General features: G+C 50.3%; 9 protein-coding genes. 2 read left to right on the top strand and 7 right to left on the bottom strand.

Annotation, left to right across the window (positions count from 1 at the left end):
* Positions 1–40: 40 nt before the first annotated feature.
* From msrB to ACO08K_RS05575, 5 genes are all read right to left on the bottom strand, one after another.
* A complete protein-coding gene (gene msrB / locus ACO08K_RS05595) occupies positions 41–592 on the bottom strand; it encodes a peptide-methionine (R)-S-oxide reductase MsrB (RefSeq protein ID WP_421795413.1) in 552 nt (183 codons plus the stop codon).
* Positions 593–680: 88 nt separating this feature from the next.
* Positions 681–2,828, bottom strand: coding sequence for a c-type cytochrome domain-containing protein (locus ACO08K_RS05590; RefSeq protein WP_421795412.1), 2,148 nt, complete (start codon positions 2,826–2,828; stop codon positions 681–683).
* Between the two features lie 233 nt (positions 2,829–3,061).
* Positions 3,062–4,516, bottom strand: a complete 1,455-nt coding sequence (locus ACO08K_RS05585) for a DUF1501 domain-containing protein (protein ID WP_421798293.1) — start codon at positions 4,514–4,516, stop codon at positions 3,062–3,064.
* Positions 4,517–4,523: 7 nt separating this feature from the next.
* Entirely contained in the window at positions 4,524–6,854 is a 2,331-nt protein-coding gene (locus ACO08K_RS05580; protein ID WP_421795411.1) for a DUF1553 domain-containing protein, read from the bottom strand.
* Between the two features lie 248 nt (positions 6,855–7,102).
* On the bottom strand, positions 7,103–9,445 hold the full coding sequence (locus ACO08K_RS05575) for a ChbG/HpnK family deacetylase (RefSeq protein ID WP_421795410.1): 2,343 nt from the start codon (positions 9,443–9,445) through the stop codon (positions 7,103–7,105).
* 263 nt (positions 9,446–9,708) lie between these two features.
* On the opposite strand from ACO08K_RS05575, the gene ACO08K_RS05570 reads away from it, so the two are divergent.
* Positions 9,709–11,040 carry a DEAD/DEAH box helicase gene (locus ACO08K_RS05570; RefSeq protein ID WP_421795409.1) on the top strand — a complete coding sequence of 444 codons (1,332 nt, stop codon included), beginning with the start codon at positions 9,709–9,711 and terminating at the stop codon, positions 11,038–11,040.
* A 19-nt stretch (positions 11,041–11,059) separates the two neighbouring features.
* On the opposite strand, the gene ACO08K_RS05565 is transcribed toward ACO08K_RS05570, so the two are convergent.
* Together ACO08K_RS05565 and ACO08K_RS05560 are read right to left on the bottom strand one after the other, a co-directional pair.
* On the bottom strand, positions 11,060–11,992 hold the full coding sequence (locus ACO08K_RS05565; RefSeq protein ID WP_421795408.1) for a sugar phosphate isomerase/epimerase family protein: 933 nt from the start codon (positions 11,990–11,992) through the stop codon (positions 11,060–11,062).
* 76 nt (positions 11,993–12,068) lie between these two features.
* Positions 12,069–14,636 carry a hypothetical protein gene (locus ACO08K_RS05560; protein WP_421795407.1) on the bottom strand — a complete coding sequence of 856 codons (2,568 nt, stop codon included), beginning with the start codon at positions 14,634–14,636 and terminating at the stop codon, positions 12,069–12,071.
* 246 nt (positions 14,637–14,882) lie between these two features.
* On the opposite strand from ACO08K_RS05560, the gene ACO08K_RS05555 reads away from it, so the two are divergent.
* Positions 14,883–16,478 carry a nucleoside hydrolase-like domain-containing protein gene (locus tag ACO08K_RS05555; protein WP_421795406.1) on the top strand — a complete coding sequence of 532 codons (1,596 nt, stop codon included), beginning with the start codon at positions 14,883–14,885 and terminating at the stop codon, positions 16,476–16,478.
* Positions 16,479–16,523 lie beyond the last annotated feature (45 nt).

Below are 16,523 nucleotides of genomic sequence, written 5' to 3'. Positions count from 1 at the left end.
ATCTGCGCTTTTTTAACAAGCGCTCAAATCGGGCGCAAAATTACTTCGATTTTTTGCCGGAATCGGGTTCGAAATCCAAAATAATCGAATTCATACAAAATCTTTTCCCGGTAGGCTCCGGGCCATCATCGAAAATGTGCCCGAGGTGTCCATCGCAGCGGCCACAAAGTACTTCTGTGCGAATCATTCCGTAGGAAGTGTCCGTTTCGTAGCGCACACTATTGCGGCGCAGGGCTTCATAAAAACTTGGCCAGCCACAGGAACTGGCAAATTTGGCGTCGGAACGAAACAAGGGGTTGCCACATGCCGCGCAGTAATAAGTACCCAGCCCTTCAAAATCCCAGAACCTTCCCGTGAAGGCTGGTTCGGTGGCTTTTTTTCGTGCCACGAGGTAAAGGTCTTCCGGGAGTACTTTTTTCCATTCCGCGTCAGATACGTTCAGATGGTTAGTGTCGGTACGAGAATAATAAGGGTTATGGCTGTGCATGTCAGCCTGTTTGGCGTTTGTGGCATTTTTGGACTTGGCAACCTGATTTTGGCAGGTGCCAGCGGTAATACTGATCAGGAACAACAAAAAACTCAATCGGATCATTTGCTTATTTTTATAAAAATACGTCTAATTCACCCAATTTGGTTTGTTTGCTGCGTATTTCATGGTCCAAACGTTTCTGTGGCGACAATCAATTGATCAACACTTCATCCACAAAGAGCCAACCCGGTTCCCCTTTCCCTCGATGCCAGGAAGGCAATTTGGCAATGGGTTTGCTGACGACTTTCAAATAGGCGTATTTTCCCGGTTTGACCTTGCAGTCGTAAAAGCGGTTGCCGTATTGTGGCCCCGTAGGGATGGGGAAACTTTGGGTGCCAATTTTTTCCCATTGCCCCTTGGTATTGCTGCCCCATACCTCCAAACTCACGGGCGGCGTAATGTAGGCATTGTCAATGAGCAAGGTGCCGATGCTCACTTTTTGGATTTCAGGTGGATTTTTAAAAAAGCACTCTACGTCCAAATGTGCAGTACTGTGAAAGCCAAGCCAACCATCGTTGACGGTGTGGTTGGGGCCACCTTTGGCCAGGTTAAAAATGACGGAATCTCCACCACCCATGTATTTGGGGTCGGCTGGCACTTTAAGCTCAAATCGATCGGGAACAAAGCGGGTCTTTTTGAAGGCCAATGAATCCATCACGCTGGCGTGCCAACCATCCAACTCAGCCCGGTATTTGATTTGTAGGTCGTTTTTAACCAAAATTGGCACCTTGTATACCTTGCCAATCCCCTTTTCTCCATCGGGATTGCGGCCATCGGTGGTGTAATAAATTTTAACACCCTGGAGGGGATGACTGAGTACCAGTTCGGTGGAGTTTTGAAAATAGGCGACTGGCTTTTCGGCAATGGGTTTGTTGAGTTGCAATACGGCGGTGTCGGGAGGGGTGCCCAAATCCAGTTTCATGCTACCCGCTTTTTTGCGCAATTGGGCCAATTCTTTGTCCTCCAGTGGATTGCCCCAGAGATAAAGGTGCAAGTTTTTGCTGCCCAACAGGGGTTCAATGTCTTTGGCCTTCAACTTATTGGCGTGCAGTTTGAGCACCTGCAAATGTTTCAGTTTAAGCAGGTCGCTGAGGTTTTTACCCGTAATTTTGGTTCGACCCAAACCCAATTCCCGCAAGTTTTCCAAACCCGTTATGGCATTGATTTCCTGATCCGTTACTGGCGCACCGGAAGTTTCCAGGCGGTAAATGTTCTTGCTGATTTTTTGCAATTTTTTGAACACATCGGCCTGATAGTCCTGGTGATTGAGCACCACTACTTCCAGGTAAGGGCTTCCTTGCGCCAATGGCCGAATGTTGCAAAAATTACTTTTGAGCGATTCGATGGTTTTTTCGGATGCGGCGGGAATTTGGGGCAAGGCCGCTGCTGCCGTGGGGATACTTTTTGTCCAAACATCAAGGGTGTCATTGGGCAAATAAGCGCTCACTTTTGCGCCAAAATCAGCTCCCTTTTTGATCCAGAAATGGATGATTTTCAACTCATCCGGGGTCAATTGGGGCTTTCCGGCGGGAGGCATGTGTCGGTCATCATCTTCAGGTAGATGGGCAGCCATAATCATGTGACTGGAATCGGGCTGGAAGGGGATAAAAATGGGGCCATTTTCACCCCCTTTTTTGAGCCCTTCCAACGTGGTCATCAACAGATCACCTTTGGTTTTATTGGGATTGTGGCAGTTGAAGCACTTCTTTTCCAAAATAGGGCGCACTACATCCCGAAATACTTCTGCCTTTTGTACATCCGCTACAACCGGGCTCGCCGCTACATTTGGCCGAACCGGCTCCAGTAAAAAATTGCTCCCATGGGTCAACACCCCACCCTGGTGCCCACAAATGAGGGTAAGGGCCAAAGTTGCCAAACCAAAAGGGACAAAACCCGCCCGCAATGAGCCTTTACCAAAACGCCACGCCAGGTACCCTGCTCCGAGGGTCAGGATTGCCGCTGAATATTTGTGCCAGTTTAAGGTAGCTTCGTCATAACCTCCTTCGCGGGATAAAAACAGCCCAAACAGGGCAGTCAAAGCGGTAATGGAGGCAGTGACCGACCAAAATTCCATCCTCCGAGACCAGGCAGCCAATTCGTATTTGGCAGGAAACAAGAGCCCAATACCGCCCACTGCAGCAAGGGTGATGGGGAAGTGTAAAATCAGGGGGTGCATCCGGCCCAAAACGGCCAGGAAGGCGGGCAGATGGATGTACTTTTCAAAAACCAGCAAAAAAACGAGCAGGATGCTCAGGAAAAAACGCAGGTTTTCGAGTATAGAGGCAAAGCGAGTATTCATTGTGTAAGACTGTTTAATGTCCGCCTTCGGCAAGAGTTTTTGAGCCACAAATGACACAAATTTTTACAAAAAAGCACAAACTCCGTTTGCGCACCGCCTCTAAGGTGTTCTAAGGTGCCTAAGGTGGTTCAAATAAAACATGTTCATTTTTGAACCACCTTAGACACCTTAGAACACCTTAGGAATGATGCATTTACGATGTTTGGTGTGACTTGAGAGATTGACTGGTTTGTTTACGCCATGATTCCCGGCACCACCTTCCCACTCACATCCGTCAATCGATACCGCCGCCCTTGGTGTTTAAAGATCAACTTTTCGTGGTCGATGCCCATCAGGTTCATAATGGTAGCCTGGAAATCGTGGATGTGTACCGGATCTTTGGCAATGTTGTAGCTGAAATCGTCAGTTTCGCCGTAGGTGATCCCTGGTTTGATGCCGCCGCCAGCCATCCAGATGCTGAAGCAACGTGGGTGATGGTCGCGGCCATAATTGTCGGCCTTAAACTCCCCTTGGCAGTACACGGTGCGGCCAAATTCTCCACCCCAAATCACGAGGGTATCTTCCAACAATCCCCGTTGTTTCAGATCGGTGATCAAGGCAGCAGAGGCTTGATCCACGTCTCTGGCCTGGCCACCCATTTCATTGGGCAGGTTGCCGTGTTGGTCCCAACCCTGGTGATACAATTGCACAAAACGTACGCCCCGCTCGGCCAAACGCCGCGCCAGCAAACAATTGGCAGCATAAGTGCCCGGCACCAGACAATCAGGGCCATACAATTTCACAGTATAATCCGACTCATCCTTCAGGTCCATCAACTCAGGCACCGAAGTTTGCATGCGGTAAGCCATTTCGTATTGCTGAATGCGTGCCAGGGTTTCGGGGTCCCCCATTTGCTCGTAGCTATTTTGGTTCAGCGCGGCAATTTGGTCCAACATCTGTCGCCGCTCTGCCTGGCTCATGCCTTCGGGGTCTTTGAGGTACAATACTGGGTTTTTGCCCCCGCGTAGCATTACCCCTTGGTGCACTGAGTCCAGGAAGCCACTGCCCCAAAGGTGGGCGTACAAACCTTGGCTATTGCCCTTGCCCCGACTGGTCAGCACCATAAACGCGGGCAGGTTTTCATTCTCGCTGCCCAGCCCATAACTCATCCATGCACCCATACTTGGGCGACCCGATTGTTGGTTGCCGGTTTGGAAAAAGGTGATGGCCGGGTCGTGGTTGATGGCCTCGGTATGCAGGGTACGGATGACACAAATGTCGTCAGCAACTTTGCCAATGTGTGGAAAAAAGTCGCTGATCCAGGTGCCGTTTTGCCCGTATTGTTTATAGTTGATGTAGGAGGGTGCAATGGGGAAGGAACTTTGCCCGCTAGTCATCCCGGTCAGGCGTTGGCCCTGACGGATGGAAGGTGGGAGCTCCTGGCCAAACATCTCGCGGAGTTTGGGCTTGTAATCAAAGGTTTCCAATTGGGAGGGTGCGCCCGACTGGAAGAGGTAGATGATGCGTTTGGCCTTAGGGGCAAAATGCGAGAGGCCAGGCAACATGGCTGCTACATCATCTTCATCCCCTTTCCATAAATCAGGAATCAATAGGGAACCTAGGGCCAATGAACCGATACCGATGCTCATTTTGGAGAAAAAAGCCCGTCGGTTGATATTGAGTTTGGATTCGAGAATTTCCTTTTGCATGATCAAACTACTTTGTGATGGTTTCATCCATGTTGTAAATGATTTGGACCACTTCGCTGAGGGCAGCGCATTCACTGGGGTTGACACCTTTGGCCTGGGCGACTTCGCCGACCTGGAGCATTTTTTCGGCGCGGGTTTTATCCGCTTGCAAGGTTTTGAGTCGCTTTTGGTAATAAGCCAGGAGTTGCTTCAGCTCCGAGCTTTCCGGACTGCGGGTCAGGATGCGTTCAAAAGCCTTGCCGACCGCTGTTTCCCCATTACCCGTTTTTTTGAGCAGATTGGCGGCCAACCAGCGCGCTGCTTCCAACATCTGTGGGTCATTCAGCATGTTGAGCGCTTGCAAGGGCGTGTTGGTACGGGTGCGTTTGGGGACGCAGTAGTCCCGCATTGGCGCGTCAAAGGTCAACATGAAGGGTGGGGGAGCGGTGCGTTTCCAGAAGGTGTACAAACTCCGGCGGTAGAGTTTTTCTTTTTTATCCTGTTTGTAAAACATCAGCGGCCCGCGGCCAGGGTTGGTGTCTTCCCACAAACCCTCGGGTTGGTAAGGTTTGACGCTTGGGCCTCCTACTTCGGGATTGATTAAACCGGAGGTGGCCAACCAGTTGTCGCGGATCATCTCGGCGCTCATGCGCAGGCGAGGGCCCCGGGCGAGGTAGCGGTTTTCAGGGTCTACTTCCTGTTTGCGTTTGCTGATGGCTGCAGATTGCTGGTAGGTTTCAGAGAGTACAATTTGCCGGATCAGGCGTTTGACATCCCAGCCATTGTCGCGGAAGTCGACGGCCAACCAATCCAGCAGTTCTGGATGGGTGGGCAATTCGCCCTGGTTTCCAAAGTCTTCCGAAGACTTGACGATACCTGTCCCGAAAAACTCCATCCACATCCGGTTGGTGAATACCCGGGCAGTTAGGGGATGTTTTGGGCTGAAGAGCCAGTCTGCCAGTCCTGCACGATCGGCTTTGAATTTTTTGTCAAAAGCCAATACGGATTTTGGTGTCCCCCTTTCCACAGAATCAGCATGGGCGTCGTACTGGCCGCGCTTGAGGATATAGGTGGTGCGTGGCTTGGGCATCTCCTGCATAATCATAACTACGGCAGTATCCGTCGGTTTTTTATTGATGAAAGGCAAGGTGTCGCGCACGGTGGAGTTGTGGATGTACATGCGGGGTGGATCGGCCAGTGAAACGGCGGAAATATCGCCATATAGACCCACTTCGGGCACACTATTGAAGAAGGAAAACAACTCGTAATATTCCTTCTGGGTAATTGGATCGTACTTGTGGTCGTGGCATTTGGAGCACTCCATCGTCAGGCCCATAAAGGCTTTGCTGAAGGTGTTGGTGCGGTCGGTCACGTATTCAATGCGGTACTCCTCCTGAATGACGCCCCCTTCCTGGGTGATTTTGTGGTTGCGGTTGAAACCCGTGGCGAGCAGCATTTCCTTCGTTGGATTGGGCAACAAATCGCCCGCGATTTGCCAACTGACAAAGCGGTTGAAAGGCATGTTGGTATTGAAGGCGTGGATCACCCAGTCGCGCCAGGGCCACATGGTACGTGGCCCGTCGTCCTGATAGCCGTGCGAGTCGGCGTAACGGGATACGTCAAGCCAATGGGTAGCCATCCGTTCGCCAAAAGTAGGTTGTTTCAAGAGGTAATCGACCAGGCGGCGGTAATTGGCGGGAGAATCATCTGCGCCAAATTTTTTCATCACGGCCTCAGTAGGTGGCAATCCGGTGAGGTCGAGGCAAACGCGACGGATCAGGCGTGGCCATTCTTCACGCTCGTTGGGTTCCAGGCGCAGGTCCTGCATTTTGGCAAGTACCCAGCGGTCGATGGGGCTTTCCCAGTTTTTGTTTTTGACTTTGGGCAGTTGAGCTTTTTTGGGCACTATAAAAGCCCAGTGTTTTTGGTAATTGGCCCCCTGCGCAATCCAGCGACGGATGATGGTTTTTTCCGTTTCATTCAGGCTAAGGTTGCTGTTGGGTGGTGGCATTATTTGATCGGGGTCTTCGTGGTTGAGGCGCCGCCACATTTCACTACTTTCAGGTTTGCCGGGTACAACCACAAACTGGTCTTTGTGCTTCTCCAGCGCCTGGAACAGTCCTTCTTTGGTATCCAGCCTCAAATCGGCCTCGCGCTTCTGGGCGTCGGGCCCGTGGCATTTGAAGCAACGGTCGGACAAAATGGGCTTGACGTGAAAATTAAAATCGACAACGTCGGGAAGGGCGGTCCCCAGAGCATCGGGGCCTTTGGCGCATTCCGACAGTAGCACAATACTTCCAATGGCGCCTAATCCAGCCAGCCACAGCCAATGTTTTTTGGTTTTATTGCCTCTCTGCATGATCCTTTGTAGTTTAATCTGTCACTATTGGCGAAAATAGGGAAATCCTTTTGCCCTAGGTGAAGATTAATAAAAAATTTTAAAAATATCCTTTTGTCCAATCAAAAGAATGATATGCTAAGATAGAAAAATTGTAAAAGGAATTATTTGGAAAAATATGGCTAAGACCAAGCAAAGTACTATTGGGGTAAAAGCACAGTATTGGTCCTTCATGGTGAAGCCAATACTTGATGCAGTCAATCCATGTTTCACCGCTTCAACACCTCCCGGTAACTCACCAATTTTATCCCCTTTTTTACCAAGGCCTCCTTCACTTTTTCGCTGGTAAAAATGGTGGTTACATCCTGGCGGCCTTGCGCTACATCCTCATAACCAATGTGGTGAATGGCGCGCAATTCGGCATTGTCGAGGCCGGGGTGTTCAACGTAGACGTAGGTTTTGCCCGCTTCCAACTTGTCTAACATGTCGATGAAACCCTGGATGCGTTGCTCAGTGGTTTTTTTGCCAAAATCAAAACCGGTGTAGCTGATTTGAAAATCCTGCAGGGCATCCACGTCCACCATGGGGAGCTTGTACTCGGCCGCCACCCGGCGCGCCATGGCTTTCACGGCAGGGTCGAAGCCCGTGCTGTTCATGTGGCCGGAGATATGACTCAGGTTGGGGATGTGTTTTTTTGCCATTTCAATCTGCGCCCGCAGTTCTTTTTCAATGTCCTCAATTTTCCAGGCATTGGTCATCACCGATTGCTTGGGGTAGTAGGCATTGGGATATATCATCGGGTAAAAATACCCATCGGCGTTGCGCAGACTCGGGGCATCCGTGAGGGGCCGCCACTTGATGTTGTCCCATTCGCTGGTGATGGCGAAATGCAGGCCGACGTCGGTACCCGGGTTTTGCGCCAACATTTTCACCGCTTCGGGAAACCAGGGGGAAGGCACAATCACTTCGATAGAAGTTTGGATGCCCTCGCGATAACATTTGATCAGTGCCTCGTTGCCAGAGTGGGAATAGCCCATGTCGTCGCCGCGTACAATCAGGCGGGCCGGGTTGCTCGTTTTGGGTGCCAAAACGGCCTTCGCGATGGGCCGTTGGTTGTTGTTTTGATTAAAAATACTTTGAAAATCCAGACTCAGGTAATCTCCATCCAGGCTACAAACTATTTTTTCAGTATGTGGACTTTCGATGTAGCGCAGGGTAAGCTCTATCGTTTTATCGTCCTTCCAAACATAAGCACCCGCTACTTTGTAGGGACCAATGCCGACCCGATTGGATTGTGCGCCCGCCACCAGATAGGGGCCGAGTTTGGTGGTGATTCCTTCGATCCATTGCCCAAATCCAAAGGCGATGCGGTGCAGGGCTGTGTCGGTTTGTAGGTTCAGGTAGGCGATGTTGTCGACAAAATCAAAACTGACTTGTTGCAAGTTTTTGTTGCCCGTAAAAACACCATAGTTTTTGCCATTCAAACTGGCTTGGGTACCCGAAATAGGGCTTTTGGGAGGTAAAGGCAGGTACAACCCTGCAATTTTAGCCCCCAACGCAGCCCGTACCTTGGGTTCAGCAGGCAGTTTTTTGGGCTGAAAAGCGGGCAGCAGGTGTTCCCAAATCAAGTTGATTTCCCCCTGCATATCGGGTGCTTCGGCAGTGGTGATGATCACCGCATCTTGCTCGGGCAACACGAGGATGTACTGGCCATTGGCGCCATCGCCCCGGTAGGAATTGTGCCGACTGCGCCACATCTGGTAACAATAGCCCTGGAGCCAGTCGCTGGATTTCAGTTCCTCGGCGGGTGCTGAGGGGTTTTGCATGATTTTCATGGTACTGGCCTCCTCCACCCAGGTGGCGGGTAGGATTTGTTTGCCTTGCCACATGCCTTTTTGTAAAAACAACTGGCCAAATTTGGCCATGTCTTCAGTTTTGAGCCGCAAACCCCAACCACCTACGTTGATGCCCTGCGGATTGACCTCCCAATCAATGCCCTGAATGCCCAGTGGCGTGAACAAACGGGGCTGGAGGTAGTCGATTATCTTTTGTTTGGTCACTTTTTGCACAATGGCTGAAAGCATAAAAGTGGCTACCGAATTGTAGACAAACTTGGTGCCCGGTTGATGAGGAATCGGGATTTGCAAAAAAGCCTCCACCCAGTTTTTTTCGCCCACTACTGGCCCGGTGGGGTCTTTGTCGTGGCCCACACTCATGCTGAGCAGGTCTTTGATGCGTAGTTCCGCCAGGTTGGGGCTGATGTTGGCGGGTAAATCGTCGGGGAAAAAAGAGACGACTTTATCGTTGACACTCAGGAGTTTTTCAGATACTGCGAAACCCACGGCGGTGGCCGTAAAACTTTTACTCACTGAATACATGGTGTGTTTGAGGTCTGGGCGGTAAGGATTCCACCAGCCTTCCGCGATGACTTTGCCATGGCGCAGGATCATAAAGCTGTGGAGCTCGTGTTTGCTGGCTTTTGCAGCGTCTAAAAAATTGATGATGCCCTGAGAGGATACCCCTTCGGCTTCGGGGGTGCTGCGGGGTAGGGTAGTGGGTTTTTGGGCAAAAAGATTGACGCTGAGCAATAGGAACAGTATGATAGCTCTCATGGTGTAGGTTTGATGATGCGATTGGACAAAGAAAATGCAAATACTGGACATTTTTTAGCCACAAAGACGCAAAGGCACAAAGAATGAAGCTGCTTTGTGCCTTTGTGCCTTTGCGTCTTTGTGGCTAAAAAAATTGGTAGTGGGGCAAAATGAACACTTGTTTTTTATCGCCCCCAAGTTATTTGGCAAGATGACATTTTTGTTTATTAATAGAAAAGAATGCTGCAATAAGCCTACCTTTGCGGCCAAATTACCGTAGGCTTATGACTTTTAATGATTTAAATCTCAACAAACCACTCCTGAATGCCTTGGAAGACCTGGGATTGAGTACTCCCACCACCATTCAGGCCAAGGCTTTTTCCGTCATCATGGCGGGTAAGGATGTATGTGGTTTGGCTCAAACAGGTACAGGTAAAACCTTTGCCTACCTCTTGCCCTGCCTGCGGCAATACCAATTTGCCAAGAAAAAAACGCCTCAGCTCTTGATCATTGTACCCACCCGCGAACTGGTGGTGCAAGTGATTGAACAAATCGAAAAACTGAGCAAGTACATGAGCCTCGTGGCCGTGGGTGTATACGGGGGTGTGAACCTCAAACCCCAGGCTGCCCAGGTGATGGAAGGAGCCGATGTGTTGGTGGGTACACCTGGCCGTTTGAACGACTTGCTGCTGCTTGGGGCTTTTAAAGGCTTGAGTGTCAAAAAACTGGTCATCGATGAATTTGACGAGATGTTGAACCTGGGCTTTCGGGCTCAGCTCAAAAACATCTTCGACGCCTTGCCAGAACGCCGCCAAAACCTGCTGTTTTCGGCAACCCTCACCGAGGAGGTCAGTGATTTGATCGATGATTATTTTCCGGAATTGGTGCGCATCGAAGCTGCTCCCATGGGTACGCCCCTGAGCAACATCGACCAAAGTCGCTACTCGGTGCCCAATTTTTACAGCAAAATGAATCTGCTCCGCTTGCTGTTGCTCAATAATCCTGAGATGAACAAGGTGCTGGTGTTTACCTCCACCAAAAGCCTGGCCGACCGCATCTTTGAATCTCTGGACGAGGAATGGAGCCTCAAGGTGCAGGTCATCCACTCCAATAAATCCCAACCGGCCCGCTTTGCCGCTGTCAAGGCCTTCCAGGCGGGCGAATGCCGGGTTCTGATCGCCACCGACGTGATTGCCCGCGGGCTCGACGTGTCAGAAGTGAGCCACGTGTTCAATTTTGACATGCCCGACACCGCCGAAAACTACATCCACCGCATTGGCCGTACGGGCCGGGTGGATAAAAAAGGTATATCCATCTCCTTCGTCACCCCCAAAGAAATGGAACTACTGGCTGCCACCGAGGAATTGATGAATTTCAGCATTCCCGAGTTGCCCCTGCCAGAAGATTTGGTGCTATCCGAACAACTCCTGCCCGAAGAGCAACCCCAAATCAACATGAAAACGATCGTGGTGAAAACGACCCAGAAGAAAAATGTTGGGGCGGCGTTTCATGAAAAATTGGACAAGAACAAAAAGGTGAACGTGAAGCGGGATTATCAGGCGGAAATGAAAAAGAAGTACGGGAAGCAGTGGGAGAACCGGAAGAAGAAAAATTAGACTTAATGTAAGTTGATAATCAAGCCTCCTTCCACAATTGTTGCACTCGCTCCAGATCCTGGCGCATAGCGGCATACACCTTCCGTTTGGTAGCCTCATCCAGGTCTTTATTGCCATGCTCGGCACCCCCCAGGTCGTATTCAAAATGTAGGGAAATGGGTACCTGGATGTTGTAGCGTTTGAGCAAGCCAAAATAGGTTTTAAAATCCACCATCCCGGTTCCGATGGGCACATTGGTCACTTGCCAGCCTTTGGCCGTTTTTTCCCACACAAAATCTTTGATGGCCAGGGTATTGATGCGCGAATGGATGAGGCGGAGCCCGGTTTGCCAGGATTGCCCACCTTCCACCCAGGCGTGGCGGATGTCGTATTGGCAACCCATCACGCCCGGCGCAGTATGCTCCAACAATTCCCAAACTTCCCAAATAGATGCCCCGACGTACAAGCCGGAGTGATTTTGGTAAGAGCCTTTTAGGCCTAGCTTTTTGTTCAATTTGGCCAGGGCTTGCATGTCTTTTTGCATCTTTTCCAGTGCTTCGGGGAGAGGCAACTGCTCAGGATACTGATACCAACCCAGTCGATAGTGTTGGATGCCTTGCTGGGCAGCGGTTTCCAGCACCGTTTGGTTGAGGGGATCGCGCAAATGGTTGATCGCCGTCACCATGAGGGTGGACAAAAGCCCTTTTTGGCGAATGGCTTCAACAGCCCTTGGTAATTGTTGGGTCACTGCAGTGGGTTCTACATGCCCACCAGGCCGTACGGTAAGGTCGATGCCACTGAAACCAATGTCGGCAGCCGCAGCGGCCATTTCGGCGTAATTCAAAAATTGGAGGTGTTTGGAGAAGACGTGCACTTCCAGGGGAGAGGAAGGTGCAAAGGCCATTTTGGATAAAAAGGGTGCAGCCATGCTGAGCAGGGCGGAGTGGTGGATGAAGGTGCGGCGATTGAGCATAGGTGACTAGTCTTTTTCTAAATATACAGGCAAAGTACCTTTTTTGCAAACAAAATTGTGGGAGATGCGATCTCCATCACTTCCCCTGAGCTCCCCCATACCACTCCCGAAACCCCTTTAACTCCCGCGTCCTGATGCTGTCCATCGTCCGCATGTTGCGCTTCGTCAGGACCCTGGTCAGCGGCAAGTCGGAACGATTCAAAATCATTTCATGGTAAGTTTGTTTGGGCAATACGGACTTGATTTCTTCCCGGGTACTAAAGGGGTTGTTGCTCAATACCACATTGCCGATAGCGATCAAAGGCGCCAGGGTTTCACTCGGGATGCTGTTTTCCATGGGCAGATTGGGTGAATTGGCGGAATAGGTAGGGTGCGTATTCATTAATGCGACCACATAAAAGTTACATTTGGCGGCCAGAGAATCGCCCACTTTGCTGTTTTTCCAATCCTGGCAGGCCTGGTAAATCTCGAAGGCCGTTTTAAGGCCATAATTTTCACAATAACTGGCATCGGCGTAGTTACCCAACTTGGGAATGTGCGCGCTGGCAGACATGAAGGGGAACAATTCCGACAGATTGGCGGCATGCACCAGGGCCAATTCCTGCTTGGTGCTGTCAGCTATCCTTTTGCACAAATCGATGACATTGATGAAACGTTGCTCGCCTGAAAGATTGATCACCGGGTTGATCAGCACCCTGCGCCCGGTTTGTACATGGGTGGAATTGGAGAAAAACAGTGGTAGATCGGTCCGCCAGCCTCGATTTTGGTTTTGGTAAAGTCCACTGAAAGAACCCCAGGCGAATTGATTTTTGGCGTATAGGGAAGAAAGAACGGATTCGCCGGGCTTTTTGCCCCTTTTCAACGCCCGCTCAATGGCGGCACTTTCCTCTTCGCACAAGCGGATATTGCGGTTTTTGAAGTAAAAAAAACTCAAAAACTTGCGTAGGGTTGCCCCAAATACATTACCAGCCAGACCAGAACTGATGAAATTGTGCTGGTAAATCTCGGTGCAATATTCTCTATATTCAGACCCGCTCCCATGCTCCCACCAGGCCAGCGTGGCTACTGTGCCAGGCGAACTACCCGATACCGCGCTGATGGCCAGGGTATGCTGCTTGAGGTCAAGTGCCAGCATGCTATCCAGCCCCAGCAAACAGGTCGAAGACCAATACCCCGCCCTCGAGCCGCCGCCTTCACCTGAAAAAATGAATACGGAATAACTTTTGGTGGCCGGATTTTCTAGTGTATCCCGCCTGGCCTCGGCCCATTGGTCAAGGTATTGGTGGAAACTCAGGCGTTCGGGCTGCGGTTTTTTGTCCAATAAATTGTACTGGGCGGTATAGGAGTTGGACGCAAAGAAGAGTACAAACACGATGATAACCCAAAAAACATAGGCGTATAAGTCCAATCGGTAGCGGCTAAATGCCTGGGCGGTACTGTCCCAGTTGAATTTCAGGAATAGCTTTTGGACGAGATTGGGGATTTGCTCCGACCCTTTGGGCGGATTGGCAGCATATGCCACCACCCGTCTACCCGTGTAGTACATGTAATCGACCAAAATCATTAAAAAGCCCATGCCAGTGTACACAAAAACAATGGGGGAAATGGGCTCCAGATTGGGCAAATAAACGCCCAACAAGGCCAAACCAAGGGTGGTGACAAATAAAACCCGGTAAGAGAAACGGTTGCCGTAAAAGCGGTAAGCATTCAGCCGTTCCTTCGGGTTTTTGGAAAGTTCCTTTGTTTCATCCTTGATGGTGCTCTTTAGGTTGAATTTACCATCAAATCCCGCAACAATCTTGCCAATGCGCAGCCCCAGCCAGGTCTGCATGGATTGAAATTTTTTGATGGACCGCAAAATGAATTGAGTCACTTTTCCTTTTCGCTTTTTTAGGGCAGTGTTGAGCAAACCCGGCTCGTTTTCCTGCTTTTTGCGAAAACCGGGAGCAGGTCCGGTAATGGTCCAAAAAAACAAGGCCCAAAAAACAATGACCCATTTGAACCATCCGTAATGCAGACTGGGGTTCGAAATTTCAACATAGAGGATCGAGCCAAGAAACAAGGACCAATACAAGGTCTGTGCGATGCCACTTTCGTCGATGGTAATTTCCAGGGCCCAATACACCACAAAAGCCAACAGCAGACAGGTCCAGAATATACCGCCGGGAAAATTTTCCCAGCCATGGTCGAGTGCATAAATGCTCAGTAGAAAGACCACAAAGGTGAAAAAACCCAAAAAGCGCAAAACCACCAGGTAGGCCCGTTTGCGCCGCAAGTCCCGATAGGTTGCCACATCCAGCAAATGCCAGGGAATCAACCAGATCGTCAAGGCAAAAATGAGCAACATCACACCACTCAGCCACGCAATGTACCAGGCCGGATTGTTGAGCAACAGTGCCATGATGTCGTGCCCTAAACTGGTAAATATCAAGAGGTAAGCAATGAGCATTTGGATCAGGATCAGGTACCAGGCTTGCAAGAGGGCAAAAAACACCGAAATCACCACCGGTAGCGAAGTTGGAGTCTGGTTGATCCTTATTTCTGGCTTGGTAGCACTGGATCCATGCCGCAGGTTGATAAAAATGAAATAGAGCAAAAAGGCAGTAGCAGCCAGACCTAGTAGGGATATGATGGATTCAGGCATGAAGTGAAGTGTGTTGAGTTAGTGTCAAGGGGCTGTGGGGTGAAGTTACGATAAAAAATTAAAACATGGGGGGGTGGGAGCTGTGAACCTGGGCTCCGTCTTTTTGATGCTGCGCACATTAAACATCAAACGAAAACAAAAGGAAAAAAATGAAAGTGTAATTGCATCAAAATTTTCCATTTATTTTCGCAATTGGTGAGGGTAAAATGAAATCCTGGCCTATTCAACACCGATAAAAAATCGATCATGATAACCGCAATTGGCAAAGCTTTTTTGACTGCTGTCCTGATGCTCGTACTAATCCTACCTTTTCAGATAAACCTTGCCGGACAGTCAGCTAGTAAGGAAGCCAAGCCCCGCATCATTGTCACGGCCGATCCTGAACTGGACGACAACAATTCCCTGATCCGATTTATCCTCTACAGCGCTGAACTGGACATCGAGGGTTTGATTTATGCAAGCAGCCAGTTTCACTGGAAAGGTGATGGAAAAGGAACCCGCTGGTTTGTGCCGGGCCGGGAATATGACCGCTTCAAAATGAACGAGTGCCCCTGCACTTCCTGGCGTTGGGCGGAAGGGGAACGCTTTATCCATGACATTGTGGAAGCTTATGAAAAAAGCTACCCCAATCTTAAAATCCACAACCCCGGATACCCTAGCCCGGAATACCTGAAATCAAAAATCCGGTACGGAAACATCGAATTTGACGGTGATTATTCAAAAGACACTCCTGGCTCGGAATTGATCAAGGCGGCTATTCTGGACAATGAACCCGGCAAACTGTTCATTACTGCCTGGGGCGGCGCCAGCACCATTGCCCGGGCTTTGAAATCCATTCAGAATCAATATGAAATGACCACCCAGTGGGAAGCCATCAAAAACAAAATCAATCGAAAAGTAGTCTTGTTGCCTTCCGGTGACCAGGACAATACCATTGCAACTTACATCCTGCCCAACTGGCCGGGTATAGAACAACGCTCCTTTCGCGAAAGCCCGCATTACGGCTATGGTGCTCAGATCAGGGCCACTGAGGTAAACGCTCCCTTATTGACACCAGCCTGGATGAAAGCCAACGTTTTGGACCGAGGCCCGCTCGGTAAACTCTACCGGGTTTGGGGTGATGGTAAACAAATGGTAAAAGGGGACAAAGTGGACTACTTCGGCCTTGCGGGCTACAGCACGGACGAATTGAAAAAAATGGGTTATTTCGTTTGGATGCCGCCGCAAGAGAAAGGTTCCTGGCTGGGCGAAGGCGACAACGCCACCTTCATGAACATGCTGGGCAATGGCCTCAGAGCCTGGGAAAGCGGCGAATACGGCGGCTGGGGTGGTCGCGCAAATCCAGACCAACGTGCTGCGATGGCAATGTTCTCCGGGGAAGGATCAGCCGACGATATGGCCAATGCACTAGGCTCCAGAAATACCAATTCCGCCAATGCTGATGTTCCTTTCCCCGACTTTTTCCTGCCTGCTCAACAAAGTTTTGCAACTCGGATGAAATGGGCGGTGACGCCGCTTTTCAAGGATGCCAATCACGAGCCCAAAGTGAGCATTATTAGTCCTCAAAAGATCATCGCGGTGGCTAAGCAGAAGGTAAAGTTGTACGGTTTGGCCTCTGACCCGGATGGCAATGAGGTTTCGGTAAAGTGGTGGCAGATGCCTGCTGGAACTTATCCGGGAAAAGTAGTCATCAACAACGCCAATACTCTGCAGGCGGAGCTGGAGATTCCTGAAGATGTGAAGGGGGGACAGACGATACATGTGATCTTGGAGGTGACAGATAATGGGGTGCCGGCGTTGACGGGGTATCGGCGGGTGGTGGTGGAAGTGGGGGGGCGGTGAGCTGACGAGTGCGGGTTTGTTCCATTCCCAAAATGCACCGAATTT

It is taken from the genome of Haliscomenobacter sp., assembly GCF_965225875.1.
In the GTDB taxonomy this organism is placed as follows: domain Bacteria; phylum Bacteroidota; class Bacteroidia; order Chitinophagales; family Saprospiraceae; genus Haliscomenobacter.
This window is presented reverse-complemented; position numbering and strand designations above follow the sequence as displayed.